13 protein-coding genes are annotated in these 15,921 nt (G+C 45.5%); 5 read left to right on the top strand and 8 right to left on the bottom strand.

Features of this window, described 5'->3' with window-relative positions; all coding sequences use genetic code 11:
• Positions 1-20: 20 nt before the first annotated feature.
• The 8 genes from HQK80_02895 to HQK80_02930 form a co-directional block, all read right to left on the bottom strand.
• The gene (locus HQK80_02895) at positions 21-1,859 is read right to left on the bottom strand and encodes a hypothetical protein (GenBank protein MBF0221169.1); all 1,839 of its coding nucleotides are present in this window, start codon (positions 1,857-1,859) and stop codon (positions 21-23) included.
• A gap of 6 nt (positions 1,860-1,865) precedes the next feature.
• Positions 1,866-3,485, bottom strand: coding sequence for a hypothetical protein (locus tag HQK80_02900; GenBank protein MBF0221170.1), 1,620 nt, complete (start codon positions 3,483-3,485; stop codon positions 1,866-1,868).
• A 212-nt stretch (positions 3,486-3,697) separates the two neighbouring features.
• The gene (locus HQK80_02905; protein ID MBF0221171.1) at positions 3,698-5,761 is read right to left on the bottom strand and encodes a PAS domain-containing protein; all 2,064 of its coding nucleotides are present in this window, start codon (positions 5,759-5,761) and stop codon (positions 3,698-3,700) included.
• A 61-nt stretch (positions 5,762-5,822) separates the two neighbouring features.
• Positions 5,823-6,467, bottom strand: coding sequence for a transglutaminase-like cysteine peptidase (locus HQK80_02910; GenBank protein MBF0221172.1), 645 nt, complete (start codon positions 6,465-6,467; stop codon positions 5,823-5,825).
• A gap of 3 nt (positions 6,468-6,470) precedes the next feature.
• Complete coding sequence (locus HQK80_02915) at positions 6,471-8,138, bottom strand: PAS domain S-box protein (protein ID MBF0221173.1); 1,668 nt, start codon at positions 8,136-8,138, stop codon at positions 6,471-6,473.
• Positions 8,139-9,530, bottom strand: a complete 1,392-nt coding sequence (locus HQK80_02920) for a sigma-54-dependent Fis family transcriptional regulator (protein MBF0221174.1) — start codon at positions 9,528-9,530, stop codon at positions 8,139-8,141.
• 102 nt (positions 9,531-9,632) lie between these two features.
• Positions 9,633-9,974 (bottom strand): hydrogenase maturation nickel metallochaperone HypA, encoded by a 342-nt coding sequence (locus tag HQK80_02925; GenBank protein MBF0221175.1) that lies wholly within the window; start codon positions 9,972-9,974, stop codon positions 9,633-9,635.
• Between the two features lie 3 nt (positions 9,975-9,977).
• Positions 9,978-10,214 carry a HypC/HybG/HupF family hydrogenase formation chaperone gene (locus tag HQK80_02930; protein ID MBF0221176.1) on the bottom strand — a complete coding sequence of 79 codons (237 nt, stop codon included), beginning with the start codon at positions 10,212-10,214 and terminating at the stop codon, positions 9,978-9,980.
• Positions 10,215-10,502: 288 nt separating this feature from the next.
• On the opposite strand from HQK80_02930, the gene HQK80_02935 reads away from it, so the two are divergent.
• From HQK80_02935 to HQK80_02955, 5 genes are all read left to right on the top strand, one after another.
• Positions 10,503-10,976: a hypothetical protein gene (locus tag HQK80_02935; GenBank protein MBF0221177.1), complete on the top strand. Its 474-nt coding sequence runs from the start codon at positions 10,503-10,505 to the stop codon at positions 10,974-10,976.
• A 2-nt stretch (positions 10,977-10,978) separates the two neighbouring features.
• Entirely contained in the window at positions 10,979-12,916 is a 1,938-nt protein-coding gene (locus HQK80_02940; protein MBF0221178.1) for a cyclic nucleotide-binding/CBS domain-containing protein, read from the top strand.
• Positions 12,917-12,955: 39 nt separating this feature from the next.
• A complete protein-coding gene (locus HQK80_02945; protein ID MBF0221179.1) occupies positions 12,956-13,681 on the top strand; it encodes a 3'-5' exonuclease in 726 nt (241 codons plus the stop codon).
• Between the two features lie 184 nt (positions 13,682-13,865).
• Entirely contained in the window at positions 13,866-14,117 is a 252-nt protein-coding gene (locus HQK80_02950; protein MBF0221180.1) for a DUF4212 domain-containing protein, read from the top strand.
• Between the two features lie 14 nt (positions 14,118-14,131).
• Complete coding sequence (locus tag HQK80_02955; GenBank protein ID MBF0221181.1) at positions 14,132-15,898, top strand: cation acetate symporter; 1,767 nt, start codon at positions 14,132-14,134, stop codon at positions 15,896-15,898.
• Positions 15,899-15,921: the final 23 nt, after the last annotated feature.

Here is a 15,921-nt window from a genome sequence, read left to right on the forward strand (position 1 = left end):
GGATACTCTTTGTGGCACTCTTAATCAATTGGTAAATTTATGGTAAAGGTTGAGCCAGCGCCTAATTCTGAATCCACAGTGATGGTACCAGCGTGATTTTTTATAATTCCATAGGATACTGACAGGCCCAGGCCGGTGCCTTTTACCTCCGATTTGGTGGTAAAAAACGGCTCGAAAATATGTTTGATATGCTCAGGGCTGATGCCGCTGCCGGTGTCTTTGAATCTAATGCTGATACTGGCTTTTAAGAGCTCTGTGCTGATGGTTATTAACCCGCCCTTTTTGTCAAAAGAGTCGGCGGCATTGTTTAGAACGTTAAGAAAAACCTGTTTCATCTGATCCGGAATGATAGAAATCCTGGGAATGGCTGTCGCAAAATCTTTTCGAACTACAACGTTGCCTTCTTTTAAGCTTTTCTTAGTGATGAGCAGGATATCGTTTATGAGCCCATTGATCTCTGTAGGTGCCTTCATTCCTGGTGACGGGCGGTTGAAAGATTGAAGGTCTCGGATGAGATTCTTTACCCTGTTGCATTCAGATAAGGCCAGATCTGCCAGTTCAACATCCTCTTTCTCCAGATGCCTGTTGAGTTTAAGCCCCTCGATGATGCTTTGAATGCCATAGAGTGGATTGTTTATCTCATGGGCTATTGAAGCTGAAAGTTTGCCAATAGCAGAGAGTTTTTCGGCATGGAGCAGCATATCCTGAGTGTCTTGAAGCTCCTGAGTCCTTTGTTTAACCTTGTTTTCCAGAGTATGATTGAACGCCTCTATTTGTTCCCGGTACGATTGAAGTTGTTCCCTGAATGAGGAGAAAGAGAGTTGAAGTTGTTCGACTTCATTTGCGTGAGCCGATTTTGAGCCGAGAGAGACTGCGGTGTCTGATTTATACTGTTCTTTTAACCTGCTTAAGCTTTCCGTTACCTTGGTTAATGGGCGGATTATCTTTTTAATTAAAAGGAAACTGCTGATATAAAAGAGGAACAGTCCTGCCAGGAGAAAAATCTTCGTGTTAAAATCCAAGCGATTGGCAAGGTAATAAATCTGGTCGTCTGGCTGGTAATAGACCAGGACAAAATTTAAATCTTTTATTGTAAATTTTCGGAAGACAAATGTTGCCTCGAAGCCGGTTTGCGTACTTTTAGAAACACCGATAAGCTCCTTGTTGTTGATAATGTCTTTAATCATAAGCTGTTCTACGGAGAGAAACTCTTTTTCGGTAGCGTCTGCCTTCACCAAGGTGTTGCCACTGGCGCCGTCGAGCAATAGGATTTTACCTTGGTCTGGGATAAACTGTTCCAGAAAACCTTGAACCACTTGAAACGATACTTTCGCCCAGAGCACCCCTGAGAGTTCACCGGTTCTAAGTACCTTAATGGGTAAGGAAATATCGATAAAGGGAATGGGGAAGTTGGTGCTGAAACTAATTTTATCGATGTAGAAAGAAAGATTCAGCATCGGTTGCAGGTAAATTGGCGAGGTGAACAGGTTGAGCAGTTTGTTGCCGGTTTCAGATGGAAACTGTTCGACGCGAAGCCATTCTCTGCCATTGGTGTTAATGGCCGAAACTTGAAAAATAGACTCAGAACCCTGGAGAAGGTGTGTAAAACTAATTCTTGTACGGGAGGCCTGACTTTCGTCAGGTGGCTGGATAGCTGCAAAAAACTTAAGATGAGCCTCCATATCAGAGATAAACGAACGAAAGTTTTTTTCTATCTGGATCAGTTCTGTTTCGGTTCGGGACAGATATAAATTGTTGATATGTTCTCTGAATGTATGGCCGGTCAGATAGTAATAGGAGCTCGTTATGAAAATAAAGGGCAGGAGGGAGGCTGTAAGGATTTGAGTGGAAAGTTTCATCGGCCTCTATCGAATGATTTCAGCCTGAGATATAAGCTCTTCTGGCAGGTCAAGGCCGAGAGTGGTCACTGCTCTTAGATTAACAATGATATTTTCAGAAATATGGTAAATCGGCAGCGAACTTGGCTTTCTGCCGTGCAGCAATTTGTCAACATAACTGGCCAGCTTTGGCGATGCTTTGTCGTAGTCTACAGTCGGGCCACCCACCAAGCCCGCCTGAATCTGCTCTCTGGTTTGTGCAAGGACTGGAAATTTCAGCTTATTCTGCCACACAACTATTTCAGTAATATCCTCATCTGTTACCGAAGGAGGGTAGAGCAGAATGAAGTCGGTTACTGCCTGAAGTTCCTGCATTTTAATGCCAATCTCAGAGGTATTTGCAAAGGTGCGGTGCTCTATTTCAGGCATTTGTAAAAGGCTGGGCAGGGCATTGCCTGTGGTGAAAAACAGATTACACTCATCGGAAATTTTATCTGCCAGTTCTTGTTTGTCGAGAGTTGGGTTTACTAAATCATACGATACGATAGTGAGGTTACCGTCTTTTTTGTAGCCCAAATGCTGAAGGGAGTTGAGGAGGTTTTGCAAGGCAATTTGGCCTATAGTATCAGGGACTCCAATGGTGAAATGCCCTGGTACTAAAGGAACGTTTGTTTGTTCGTCTCTTTCCTGAATGTTTCCGGTGCCAAGAATCTTTGACTGGTCAATGACATCCTGAGCAATTTCGGCCCCAATTTTACTGACGGTACTCAGGTTAAGCATGAACGGGCGGGAAAGGTAGATGGGGGGCAGTTGCCCGGGCGTGCGCCCATTAAAAATTTTAATCGCATAATCTGTAAGTCTGGGGTTGATCAGGTCGGAGTCCACGGCAGGGCCGCCCAAAAGTCCCTTTCTGATATGCTCTTCGCTCTGGCCGATAATCGGCAGCTTCAGATTGATCTGCCATTTGACTAATTCTGCAAGGTCACTGTTTCGAATTGCAGGGGGAAATAGAAAAATCCCATCAATCCCTTGGGCCTTAAGCTCTGTCATCACTCGGGCTATATCATTTTCGTCTGCATAGCTTTTAATGGTCAATGAAATGTCTAAATCATTGGCGATTTTCTCGTACGTCTGGGTTCTGGTGCTGAGTTTTGAGCCACGAAAATAAATAATCGCAATTTGTTTAGAATTTTGGGGTAGGAACCGTAATGATTTTTTGAAAATGGTGGCGGTTGGTCCCCAGTAGAAACCCGTGGTAGTCTCTTTCATGCTGGCAGGTATCTCTGTGCTGGGACTTATTGTACTGATAAAAAGAAGCGGTGTCTTAATCTGAAGATTAAACAGTGTTGTTACGCTGTCCCCAGTCGAAAAGAAAAGATCACATTGTTGGGCAATCGATTGACGGAGTTGCTCCTTTTCGTTTTCCTGTAGATTGGCAGGCAGGGCAATGGGGACGATCTCCAGGGTGTGTCCTCTGGTCAGGCCTTTGTCGCGAATGGAGTTAAAGAGCTTCTGGTAGGTAGGTGAATTATGCTCTTCAGGTACTCCTAAACGATATACTGTAGCCTGAGCAAAGCCAGGGCTAAGAGTTGCCAGGGTGATTAGAGTCACTGTAATTGTGAAGAGATATCGTTGGAAAGTTGCCATCAGTCATCATTACCTGAAATCAGTAAAGAAATCAAACGGAGCCAGTTATATTCTGCGCAACAACTCCGAGTGTCAAATTGAAATAAACCGCCCGCTTCGCTCAAGACGCAGAGAGCGCAGAGATTTTTTTGTTGTTCTTTGCGTCCTTTGCGTCCTTTAAGTCTTTGCGGTGAAACCAAGGTCCGCAGAGTGTGGCTAACTCAATCGGAAAGTTAAACGTTCCAGTTGTCCCAATCAATTTCGTTTTCAACAACCTGAAATAAGGCAGCCAGTACCTTACGGTCGTATATCGTATCGGCACTGGCCATCAGTAGCTCGATGCTCTTTTGTGGGGAAAGCCTGTCACGATAGGCACGAGGGCTGATCATCGCAACAAAGGCGTTTACCGCACCCAGGATTCGTGCGGTGGGGATAATTGCAGCACCCTTAAGGCCATGTGGGTAGCCGGAACCATCTAAATGTTCATATTTTTGAGCGATTGTCTCGGTAACAGGACCTTCAAAATCGATATCTGTCAGCAGGTCGCAGGCGTATTGCGTTTCGATCCGGATTGCCCGCAGTTCATCATCGGTGAGTTTGGTCGCCTTAGTTAACAGCCCCTTTTCAATTGATAGTTTGCCTAGGTTACATAAACTGGCAGCTGATTGCAGTGTCTCGATCTCCGGGGATGAGATATTCATGGCTTTGCCAACCAATAAGCTGATAGCAGCAGTCTTAGCAGAGTGATTGGCTGAATAGGGGTCGTGCTTGTCGATAGCCGACATTAAGGTTTTGATAAGTTGTCGTTGTAGATTGTTTTCTCGGTCCTCAGCTGCTTTTAAAGCCGTTAAGTCATGAAAAGTTATCAGCGTTGCGTCATATTCGCCCACTGCTTTTTCAAAATGCAGAGGGGTGAAGGTGGCGTGCAGGTAGGACACCGCACCGGAAATTTTCATTAAAAGCGGGGTGGTAATGGTATTTTTTTGAGAAAAAGCGGAGGCAATATACTCCTCTAGGATAATCGCCTGATCTATTCCCAGGACGGACTCAACTGTGCGTCCTTCTATATCTTTGGGCGAACAGGAGAGCTTGTGGGCAAATTGAGTGCTCATGAAAATACAGTGCCGGTGGCTGTCAACCAGAAGTATGAAGTCACGAATAGTATCATTTATAGAGTCGAGCAGGTGGTTTTTAACAGCCAGCAGGGTATTTTGTCTGTGAAGGTCTTTGGCCAAGGCCTGTTTTTTGATACTGTTGACATACCACCAGGAGGCTGCCAGCAGCGAGCTGATCAGAAAGGTTGCCAGGCCCAGTGAGATGATTAAAAAGCGTTGATGGTCTTTTGACTCGGTAAGGGCCTGGCTGGTGTCAATTTTATGGATAAGAATCCAGTCTGTCTCCTTGATTGCGGTGCTTACGAAAAAAACATCGTTGCCCTGGTAGTCGGTAAGCCGGTTAAAAGTTCCAGGGCTCTTGAGTGCGTAAGCGGAGGCCGTCGGGGCGTTTGCTGGGCGTTTCATCATCAGAGGCTGTGTTCCATCGGCTAACGGAGTAATGTTAACGATTGCTTTTTGTTCCTCAAAAAGCAGCAAGGTCTCTTCACTGCTGTATTTTGTCGAGGTGGCGCTCAACTGTGCGAGGAGGGGAGCGAGGCTTTTGTAGCCGTAGATCACCCCACTCACTTTGCCGCTGTCAGTCTGTGTTGTTTTCTGGTTGATAAGCGGGGCGATAAAACCAACGACGGGGAGTCCGTCGCTTCCTTTACTCACCTTAGTAATACGAGGTTTTGATACTGAAGAAGGGTGGTTCATAGATTGCCTGAGCAGTTCAGGGCTATAATCAAAACCGGTTGTGCCAATGATATATTCAAGGTCTGAGCTGAGGATAGCGAGGCCATTGGGCGACTTTCTTTGAATATTGGCCTTTGGTTTATATGAGGCATTGGAGTCTGAAAATGAATTTTTATCAGCAGTTGTGTGTATAAGGCTGCGCAGAAATGTAAGCTGCGACTCCTTTATTCCGGGAGAAACACCGGGTCGGCGTGCTTCTCTTGTGTAGTGCTGTAAGGAGGCATTTTGCGACAGTTCTGATACAACAAAAAGCTGAGCGCTGAGCCAGTTGTCAACGAGTCGCTGCTTTGAGTTTGTAGTGGCCTCTAGAAAGATCTGCCAGTCTTTCTGGTCACGTTTGTTTTCATGCCTGACTAGAAAGAGAACACCTAGTGAACTTAGAACGGTAAAAAGTATGATAAATAAACACGCTGTTTTAAGGGGTCTGCTCTGGGGGGAACTGTTCATGATTTACCTGTGTTTTTCTTGTTTTTATGTGAAAAAATACTGTTGCCGGATTTTGTCTGGCTCAGGTATTTGGTATATGTAGCCACCATCGGTTTTCATTAATAGAGTATAATGGCGTGTAATGAAGTATGTCCTTGTGTGACAAAACTGCATTTACCTGATTGTCCAGTATGAAAATATCACCATCTAAAGCAACTGCAACAACGGCATGGGCAACATTCAAATTGGTATCCTGCAAGACGACAATTCGAAGAGAATCATTGGTGAACCCGAGAAGGCGCAGTGAGAAGTACTTAGTAATCGCATAATCCTCGCAGTCACCGTTATTTTTTAGAAACTCGCGGACAATGGCCCAGTAGTCTTCGACTCCGTAATTGTCGATATCAAGAACATAGTCGTGTTGGTTGGCAAAACGATTAACCTTTTTAATCTGTTGCGACGGGGTGTCAGCCCGTGTGTTGTCAATGAATATGTGCCATGGTTCTAAAATCTGCCCGCCTGAGAAATCTTCGAATGAGTGTCGGCGAAGTATCCGATCCCACTCCGGAAGGTCGTTGCGGAACTCATAGCTCACAGATCCATATCCAAACAGGCTTTCGAAATAGTTTTGAGGGCGGGACGCAGGGCTGGACGCAGGGCTGTAAGCAGCTGGAAGAGAAAACCAGCCGGCAAGGCAAAGCAGGAAAGCAGAACGGTGGAGATGCATCGGCTACGAAGCCTCTGGTAAGGGGAGCTTGACGGTAAAGGTGGTGCCTTGTTCAGTTGATCTGCAGCTGATAGAACCATTATGCCCGTCTATAATCTGTTTAACAATCGCCAGCCCCAAGCCGGTACCGTTTTCTTTGGTTGTATAGAAGGGTTCATATATTTTGGATAGTTTTTCTTGAGCAATTCCGCAACCTGTATCAGATACCTCAAGGACAAAAACAGTTGACGAGTCGGCTTGTTTCTCTTCGTTGGCCCGCAAAGACACAGAGCCGCTGGTCTTGGCGCAGGCCATGGCGGCATTGTGAAGCAGATTTATCAGGATCTGTTTTAACTGATGCGGGTCTGCCCAGCAGTCAAGATTATTGGGAATGTCAGTACTAAGTTCAGGGGTGGTTTGGGCCCCTTGTTGAATAATGCCCCAGCTTTCCTGCACCTGTTTGCCGATTGACAACCAGGTCTGTTCGGGGTGAGCCGGTTTGGAAAATTGCAGAAAATCACTAATATTATTTTCCAGGCGTGCGCACTCTCTGGTAATTATTTTTAGCAGGCTGGTGTTGGTCTGGGTTTTATTAAGAGTGCTGTCTAGCACCTGCGCAGCCCCGGAGATGGCGGCAAGCGGGTTTCTGAATTCATGGGCAATTCCAGCTGCAATCTGGCCGATGGCGGCCATTTTTTCGTTTTGTTTAAGCTGGGCCTCCATCTGCTTTATTTTGCTTAAATCCTGGAGGGTGTAGACGCGATAATTTTTTTGGCTGCCGGGCATATGCAGTTTTGCCCAGGAATAGCCAATAGGCACCTTCTTTTGGTCTTTACGCTGCAAGGTTATTACCGGGCGTTGATGCTGATCTGTGGGAGATGTCAGACCAGAAAAGATGGTGTCTGCCAAACGGCCGATCACTTCGCCTGCTGCGTAACCGGTAATCTCTTCTGCGGCACGATTAAAGGAGGTGATTACGCCTTTAGAGTCTATCGTTATAATGCCTGAAGAGATGTCGTCAAAGATCTGTTTGTATAAAACGCTGAGCGCATCAAGATTGCGAGCGGTTTCGTCAAGGGCTAGTTCTGTGGTAAGCAGGCGTCTCGCCAGGATGGCACTGAGAATAGAAACAAGAAAAAAACTGATGCCGTAGACAGAAAAACTCTGCAGCAGGATGTTGAGATTTGTAGGTGGGTTCTGGTAGAAAAAGAACTTGAAATACGAGGCTAACGGCTCATGTTCAGTTGACAGGATCAAGGCATAGCAGATAACGCTAAAGGCAGATATTGTCAGGGCGCCACGCATGAATAACAGCAAGCCACCGCTGATTAACGGGAAGAAAAAAACAAAAACAAATATTGATCGGCTGCCGCCGGAATAATAGACAATGATAGCTGTGAAAGTGGCGTCAGCAAGTATCTGAAAGAAGGTGAAGGTCGCGAATTTTTTCAGTTTGTTGGTTAGAACTGCTGAAATGATACTGAAAAAATAGATAAAAATAATGAAGGCGAAAATGATGTAGGTGGAAGGGATGTTTATCCCCGGTTTTGTAGTTCTAAGGACGGAACTTATGCCAAGAATAAAGGAGAGCAGGAGAACACGGAAAAGCAGCAGCCATTTGACCTGTCGATGCAGGCGTTGATCCTGGGGATTCGATTGGTTGGGAACGGTTTGGTTGCTTAAGTCTAACAACTAGGTGATTCCGTATTTTTTTACTTTATAGCGAAAAGAGCGAAAGCTGACTTTTAAAAGTTCGGCAGCCTTCATCTTCGAGTTGTTTGCTTGGCTGAGCGCTGTGCGGATCATCTCTTGCTCAAGTCGGGCAACTGCCTCCTCCATGCCTAACTCAAACAGGTCACCCGAAGGGGCGGGGGAACTGCTTGCCGGTGGTAGAGGTGGCGGGGCAGGGGTGTTTTTGGCATGCAGGGCCGATTTTTTATGGGCGGAGATCGTCAGGCTTTCCGGTAGAATAATATTTGAGTTCTCAAGCGCCACACCCCGCTCAATGATGTTTTCCAACTCGCGCACATTGCCGGGAAAATCATATTTCATCAAGACTTCCATGGCGTAGGATGATAGTTCCGTTATGTTCTTACTGAACATGCGGGAGTATTTTTTCAGGAAATGGTCAACAAGCAGCGGCACATCACTGATTCGTTCACGTAACGGTGGTAAGCGTATCGGAACGACAGTAAGCCGATAGAAAAGATCTTCCCTGAAATGTTGACTTATGACTTCTTGCTCAAGGTCACGGTTTGTAGCCGAAATGATCCGTACATTGACTTTGATGCTTTTTGTGCCGCCGACCGGCTTGAACTCTCTTTCTTGCAGAATACGCAGAAGTTTTGTCTGAATCAGCGGGGTCAGTTCACCGACTTCATCGAGGAAGACACTGCCGTTATCGGCCTCTTCAAAGAGGCCGATTTTGTCGTGGGTTGCACCGGTGAATGAACCTTTGACATGTCCAAACACTTCACTTTCGAAGAGGCTTTCCGGAATTGCATTGCAGATGATCGGCACAAAATTGTGGCTGGCAGCTTTGCTGTGGATATGGATCGCTCGGGCAACGAGCTCTTTTCCGGTGCCGGATTCTCCCTGGATAAGAATGTTGGCATGGGTTGGGCCGATCTGCTTGATTAAGTCAAAAACCTTCAGCATTTCAGGGCTTTGACCAATAATTCCCTCAAAGCTCGATTGATTGTTTGGAGTTGCAGCTGCGGGCTGCGAAATTGCCAGGGCGTTGCTGACGATCTCTTTTATTTCCGAGACATTAAAGGGTTTTGTGATGTAATCGTAAGCCCCTCCCTTCATCGCCTGTACGGCATCCTCAGGAGAGGCATATGCCGTGATAAGTATGACCGGGGTTTTAATGCCTTTAGCACGAAGTAGATCCAGGAATTCAAGGCCGGAGAGACCATACATCTTGATGTCAGAGATGATAAGGTCAAAACTTTCAATATGTTCAAGTTGTAAGGCGCTTGAGGCGTCACTGGCAGTCTCAGCGGAATAGCCCTCATTCTCAAGGAGAATTTTGAGGAATTCACGCATGCTGAGTTCGTCATCAACAATAAGTATTTTTTTCATCGAACCCTTGTATATTTGATGAGAGCTAAACGTTCCTTGTACGGATTACCATAAAACCGATGCAGACGGAAGCAGTGTCATGTGCAAGTCCTTCCATGTAAACTAATCAACGTCCATATCAACGATCTCCATATCAAAGCCACGACTCACGTTAATTTTTGTTGACTGACAGTTCTGGCAGTTGAAGATGAACTCCTCTACTGCAAAGTCGTGCCCGCAGGCCTTGCAGGTTCCCCCGATGGGAACGCTTTCTATTATCAGCTCGGCGCCATGGGCCAGGGTGTTAATCTTGGCGGCATCAAAGGCAAAGTAAAGAGAGTCCGGCAGGATGCTTGAGGCTTTACCAATGCGCAGACGGATGGAGTTGATCTTTGTGTAGCCCTCCTGCTGACATTGTCGGGTAACAGTTTCAAGGACTCCCATAATTATTGAGGCTTCGTGCATGGTCTAGCTGTCGGATTCTTTAAGTTTTGCTGCCATCTCTTCGAAGAGTTTCAAGGTTTCAAGGCCGGCTTTGGCGTCAAGTTTTTGAATGGCAAAGCCGGCGTGAACTAATACATAGTCGCCTACCTGGGCCTCTTCAGGTAAAAGCATTAAGCTGACATCTCTCCTGGCACCGCCAACGTCAATGATGGCCGACATGTCATTAATGGAGATAATTTTAGAAGGGACAGCGACGCACATAAGTTCTATTCCCGGAGATTGTGATTGTTTTACCCGAAATTTTATCGGTTCGGGGTAATCAGCCTTTCAGGCTGTGGAAAATTAGTGTGGGACTCTAAGTTTTATCGCAGATATTTTTTACCACGAAACATATTGCTATTCAATGAAAACTGTAATGATCACAAAGGATTGCCCGTTAGCACTGTATAATCTTTATTTACAAAAAACAGCAAACTTGCTTTAGTCAGATCTAACTTTTAGATTGTACCTTTAGATAACACCGGAGAATCCGGAACAGGAATATGCTCTATGATGGTTGAGAAACAGGTAGTACAGGAGTTGAAAAGCGGCTTGAGCCGTAAAAAGGTCTTTGAGAAAATGAAGGGGGTCGACGATGATGAGGAGATAATTTATCATCTGAATAACTACGGCACCCTCGCTAATCAAAAAAAATATTTGGTTTTAACTCTGGTTCTGGTGGGCCTGGTTCTTCTGGTCACGGCTAAAAGTGTCTTTGAGATTGTCACCTATGGTGTCTTAGATATGAGAACTGTCGCTGCCTTGGTGGTCCCGCTTGTCAATGTCTACATTCTTCGCAAATTGTTATGTTTTCATAAAAATGGCTTCCGGTTTCTATTTGTGCTCACAGTGTTGTCTCTTGTTCATAAACACAATCAGTACGGGATCGGTCTGATGGTTTCCTTGGCGATGATTATTTTGTCGGGTTTTTTGTATCGGAAACTCTTTGCTAAAGAGGAACTGTTGTCGGAGGTTGATGCCTAGCTATGCCAGTAGAAAATGAACAAAATTTTGTGCCGATTGAAAATGTAGTCGGTTTTCTGGCCGACTCGCTGCCTTTTTCTCTTCTTGATCCCAAAGAACTCAACAGGCTTGCTAAAAAATGCCTGGTTGATTTTTTTCCAAAAGGGACCCGCATATTTCAGCAGAATGTTACGAAGGTTGATTATTTGCACATAATAGAAAAGGGTGGGGTGAAAAGCTATCTGAGCCTTGATGGAGCAGATGAGGGCAGTGCCACTCTGGTGGATTTTCGTGGTGAGGGTGAATGCTTTGGGGCGCTGCCGATCATCCAGGGAACAACGGCTAATCTGAATGTTGAAACCATTGAGGATACATTTTGTTTTCTTATCGGTAAGGATGATTTTCAAAAGGTTCTTGACGAGCATAAGGGGATTGCCCAGTATTTTCTGAGAACCATGTCCGAAAAACTGGTGAAAGGTGTTTACGCTGAGCTTCGACAGAAGAAGGCGGCTCCCCAGGCCGAAGGTGCTCTTCACCTGTTCAGTGCGCCAGTTGAGGACATTGCCAAAGGTAAACTTTTTAGCGCGCCATCAACAGCAACAGTGCAGGAAGTTGCGCGTCTGATGAGTGACAACTATATCGGTTCTCTCTTGCTTACAGATCAAAGCGGTAAAATTGTCGGTATCATAACCGATAAGGATATCCGTTCAAAGGTTGTGGCCCAGGGATTAGCCTACACCTCCAAGGCAGAAACAATAATGTCTTCTCCTGTGCAGACGATTTCCAACCTCTCAGTAGGTTTTGATGCCCTGCTGAAAATGATGAAAGAGCGGGTCCATCACCTGGCGATTGAAAAGGGCGGTGAAATTATCCGGATGATAACCACCCATGATATTATGGTGCATCAGGGAACTTCACCCTTATACCTCTTTCGGGAAATTGTGTCGCAACGGCATATCGAGGGACTCTATGCCTTGTCGAAAAAGGTACCTTTTGTTATCCGCTCATTGATTGAAGAGGGGGCAAAGGCCAACAATATCACCCGCATGATTACAGTTTTAAATGATCATATTTTAACAAAACTGCTTACCCTTCTTCAGGAAGATTTAGGCCCGGCACCGGTTCCTTTCTCCTGGCTGCTTGTCGGTAGTGAAGGTCGCCGTGAGCAGACCTTTAAAACCGACCAGGACAATGGAATTATTTACGAGCAGTCCAGTGACCCTGCGATTGCCCAAAAAGCTGAGCTCTATTTTAAAGAGTTTGCCGAACGGGCGATCAATCATCTGGTGCAGTGTGGGTATCCGCTCTGTCCCGGAGATATAATGGCTTCGAACCCGAAGTGGCGGCAGCCTTTTCCGGTCTGGGAAAACTATTTTTTTAAGTGGTGTGGAACTCCAAACCCTCAGGAGGTGCTTAACTCAACAATCTTCTTTGACTTTCGATCCGGTTACGGAGAGGCCTCTCTGGCCGAGAAGCTGCGAGAAAGTTTAAACAGGATAATAAAACGGGAAGGAATCTTCTTGTTATACCTGGCCCGAAACTGCCTTGCCTCAAGGCCGCCCCTAACGTTTTTTAAGAATTTCATTGTTGAAAAAAATGGGGATCACAAGAACACCTTTGATTTAAAAAGCAAAGCCATTGTCTTTATTGTTGATTTTGCACGATTAATGGCCTTGAAGCACGGGGTTAATGAAGTCAATACCCTGGACAGGCTTATGGCGCTTAACGGCGAGTATCTATCTCCCGGCTTGTGTGGCGAGTGTATCGAGGCCTATGAGTTTTTGATGCATTTGCGCCTTGTTCATCAGTTAAATGTTCTGGAAAAGGGGGCTGAACCAAATAATTATATTAACCCTGAAGATCTTTCCGATCTGGAGCGCCAAACATTAAAAGAGGTTTTTAGCGTGATAACCAGAATACAAGATGTTGTGCGGCTCGAATTTCAGATTACTGATCTGTAAGCCATAGTTCATATTTACCATTAATTCTAGGTTGTTGGAATGTCCTTACTTGAATCGCTACAGTCGCTGTTTCTAAATAAAACAGTCCCAGCGCATCCACTGATCGATCATAATAATAATTTTTTTAAGAATCAGCGACATTTGCAGCCAATTGGTAAATGTGATTTTGTGGTTATTGATACCGAACTGACAGGGCTTAACGAGAAAAAAGATGAGATAATAGCCATTGGGGCGATACGAATACGTGATTTTCGCCTGCAATGTGGTGAAAACTTTTATGCACTTATAAAACCCGAGGAAAAACTGCACAGTCAATCGACGCTGGTTCATAGAATTACACCAGGTCAGTTGACTCAGGCGAAGTCGCTTGAAGATATTTTGCCGCAATTTCTTGAATTTTGTGGTGACTCCTATCTGGTCGGGCATTATGTCAGGCTCGATTTGGCATTTTTGAACCGGGCCAGCAAAAAGCTGCTCGGTGGCGTGATTAAAACCCCCTATCTTGACACGATGCGACTGGCTATGGCCTATAAAGAGTTTGAGCATGGCCACTACTTTGATCATTACAATATCCGGACTGCCTACAGCCTTACTTCTTTGGGGAAGGAGTACGGGCTGCCGACTTTCGAGCAGCATAATGCCCTGCAGGATTCATTGCAGACGGCCTATCTGTTTTTGTATCTGGTAAAAAAGATCAAGCAATATGGCCCGAGAACAATGCATGATTTTTTGCACACCGGGCGGCAATGGAAGATTATCCTTTGAAAAGCCCATCAATCCGGCCAGTAGGTAGAACTACTGGTTTGCTGGAAAGGTTATCTAAATAGGCTTGACATAGGTAGAACCACTTGCTATATAATCTGAAATCATAAAAAAAGCAGTGCCACAGCGTAGCACATTGGGAGTGTTACGCTGTGGCATAAATATTAATTAAAAAGGGGAGAATATTATGAGTAATGGTGAGGAGTACTGGCGACGAAACCTCCGGCTAATCATCGGATGTTTAATAGTCTGGTTTGTCGTTTCATTTGGCTTTGGTATCTTATTAGCCGATGCTTTGAATGGTATTCGGTTAGGAGGCTATAAGTTAGGGTTTTGGTTCGCCCAGCAGGGATCCATCTATATCTTTGTAGCTCTGATATTCTTTTATGCAAATAAGATGAATTCTCTTGATAAAGAATTCGACGTCGAAGAAGACTAGGAGGAGTTATAAGTATGGATCTTAGAACATTGACATTTCTTGTAGTTGGTTCGACGTTTGCGCTTTATATTTACATCGCAATCAAAGCCCGTGCCTCAAGTACTGCTGAGTTTTATGTTGCTGGTAAGGGTGTTCATCCTATCTTGAATGGTATGGCAACTGGCGCTGACTGGATGAGCGCGGCCTCCTTTATTTCCATGGCCGGTCTTATTGCCTTCAGAGGGTATGATGCCTCTGTTTACCTGATGGGTTGGACTGGCGGTTATGTACTCCTGGCCATGCTTCTTGCGCCCTATCTTCGTAAATACGGTAAATTCACAGTGCCAGAGTTTATTGGTGATCGTTTTTACTCAAATGGAGCCCGTCTAGTGGCTATTATTTGTTTGATTACTGCTTCCATTACTTACGTTATTGGCCAGATGAAGGGAATTGGCGTTGCATTTTCCCGTTTTCTCGAGGTTGATTTCGCCCACGGTCTTATTGCCGGTATGGTGATTGTTTTTATCTATGCCGTACTTGGCGGTATGAAAGGTATTACCTATACTCAGATCGCTCAGTACTGCGTTCTGATTTTTGCCTACACCGTACCAGCTGTTTTCATCTCCTTGCAGTTGACCGGCAACCCGATTCCACAGCTTGGCCTTGGCAGCACAATGACTGATGGTGTCTATCTCCTCGACAAGCTCGATCAAATATGTCTTGATCTCGGGTTCTCGGCGTATACGACGCAGAAAGGCTCGACCCTCGACATGTTCCTGCTTACCATGTCTCTGATGATAGGTACTGCTGGTCTGCCACATGTTATTACTCGATTCTTTACAGTTCCCAAGGTTAAGGATGCCCGATTCTCGGCTGGTTGGGCACTTGTTTTTATTGCCATTCTTTATACAACCGCTCCAGCTGTTGGTGCCATGGCTCGATTGAATCTTATGAATACAATTCAGACTGGCGAAATTGGATCTCCGAATGGTAATCTCACGTATGATGAGCGACCAACCTGGTTCAAGAACTGGGAGACGACCGGTCTCTTGAAGTTTGAAGATAAAAACAACGATGGCAAGATCCAGTACTATGGCCCTGGTTTGGCTGATAAAGAGAAAGCTTTTGGCTGGGCTGGCAACGAAATGGTTAAGGTCGATAATGATATCATGGTTCTTGCTAACCCTGAAATCGCCGGCCTGCCGAACTGGGTAATCGCCCTTGTTGCGGCTGGAGGTATTGCAGCGGCCCTTTCTACAGCTGCTGGTCTGCTTCTGGCTATTTCTTCGGCGGTCTCTCATGACCTCTTGAAAGGTATCATGATGCCGGATATCAGCGAAAAGCAGGAGTTGCTCTATAGCCGATTCGCTATGGCCGGGGCCATCATGGTTGCAGGCTATCTTGGTCTCAATCCTCCGGGCTTTGCGGCACAGGTTGTAGCCTTGGCCTTTGGTCTGGCAGCCTCTTCAATCTTCCCAGCCTTGATGCTCGGTATCTTTTCGCGCCGAGTTAACAATACTGGTGCAATTTGTGGTATGCTTGCGGGCTTAGGCTCAACGCTTCTTTATATCTTCTGGTATAAGGGGTTCCTGTTCATCCAGAGCACCGCAATGCTTCCTGATAATGCTGCTAACTGGGTTTTTGGAATTTCACCTGGATCCTTTGGCGCAGTAGGTGCGTTGTTAAACTTTGCTGTTGCCTTGACGGTTTCTCAGTTTACTGCTGATCCACCAGAGCACATTAAGGCGATGGTTGAAGATGTTCGTGTTCCTCGTGGGGCTGGTTCCGCAACAGGACATTGATCTAACATCATCATTGTAGTTTC

The sequence above is a fragment of the Desulfobulbaceae bacterium genome (assembly GCA_015231515.1).
GTDB lineage: Bacteria > Desulfobacterota > Desulfobulbia > Desulfobulbales > VMSU01 > JADGBM01.